Here is a 1586-nt window from a genome sequence, read left to right on the forward strand (position 1 = left end):
ATCATGAGCAGGTCGTCCTGGCCGCCAAGCGCGAACACGGCATCGACGAGATCGTGCCGCGCGCCCTGCTCGCGCAGCTGGACCTTCAGGCGGTCGGCGAAGAAGGCGAGCAGATCGCTCGGAAGCCTCTGTGCGTCGRCCGGCTTCACCGACAAGCCGGCGAGCGCGGACGCCGCCACCTTCATCAGCGACAGACGCAGTGCGTTCTCGGCGATCAGCCGGATCACACCCAGCGCGGCACGGCGCAGCGCATAAGGGTCCTTGCTGCCCGTCGGCTTCTCGTCGATGGCCCAGAAGCCGACGAGCGTGTCGAGCTTGTCGGCGAGCGCGACTGCAACGCTGACCGGATCGGTCGGCACGCGATCGGCGGGGCCTTGCGGCTTGTAATGCTCCTCGCAAGCCGCGGCGACGGAAGCATCCTCACCCTGCGCCAGCGCGTAGTACTTGCCCATTAGGCCCTGCACCTCAGGGAATTCGCCGACGACTTCGGTCAGCAGATCCGCCTTCGCCAGATGCGCGGCGCGGGTCGCCTTCCCGACATCGGCGCCGACCAGCGGCGCGATCTCCACTGCTAGCACCTCAATGCGCTTGATGCGCGCAGCCTGCGTCCCGAGCTTCTCATGGAACACTATCTGCTCGAACTTCGGCAATCGGTCCTCGAGCTTGGTCTTCAGGTCCGTCTCATAGAAGAATTTCGCATCCGACAGGCGTGGACGGATCACGCGCTCGTTGCCGGCGACGATGATCTTGCCGCCGTCGGCCGCCTCGATATTCGCCGTGAGGACGAACTTGTTGGTCAGCTTGCCCGTCTTGGAATCCCTGACGACGAAGCACTTCTGGTTGTTGCGGATGGTGGCGCGGATCACCTCTTCCGGGATCGCGAGATATTCCTGCTCGAACGATCCCATCATGACGACAGGCCATTCGACGAGGCCCGAGACTTCGTCGAGCAGCACCTGATCCTCGACCAGTTCGAATCCTTGCGCGAAGGTCAGCTCCTTGGCATCCGCGAAGATGATGTCCTTGCGCGCCTGCGGATCGAGGATGACTTTTGCGGCCTTCAGCTTCGCTTCGTAGTCCTCGAAACGGCGCACGCTGATCGCGCTAGGCGCCATGAAGCGATGGCCATAGGTGGTCTGGCCGGCTTCGATGCCGTCCACCGAGAACGGCACGACATCAGGCTCTTCGGTCTCGAGCCCGAACGTCGCGGTGATCGCGTGCAGCGGACGCACCCAGTTGAGCGAGCCGGGTTTTCCGGAACGCGCGCCCCAGCGCATCGATTTCGGCCAGGGGAAAGTGCGGATGATGACGGGCAGGATCTCCGCAAGCACGTCGATCGCGGCGCGGCCGGGCTTCTCGATCAGCGCGATGTAGAAGTCGCCCTTCGGATCGCGCTGGATCTTGGCCTCGTCCAGCGAGTTCAGACCTGTCGCTTTCAGAAAGCCCTGCACGGCCGCATCGGGCGCGCCCATCTTCGGTCCGCGGCGTTCGGTCTTCAGGTCGGGCTGACGTGCAGGGATTCCGTGCACGGTGAGCGCGAGGCGGCGCGGTGTCGCGAAGGCTTTCGCGCCCTCGTAGACCAGGCC

General features: G+C 64.6%; 1 protein-coding gene. It reads right to left on the bottom strand.

From position 1 onward, the window contains the following. Positions 1–1586, bottom strand: a 1586-nt coding sequence (glyS, locus tag AC1D00_RS40395) for a glycine--tRNA ligase subunit beta (RefSeq protein WP_477014546.1), incomplete at both ends; no start/stop codon positions are given.

Source organism: Bradyrhizobium sp. P2_E8 (genome assembly GCF_056403875.1).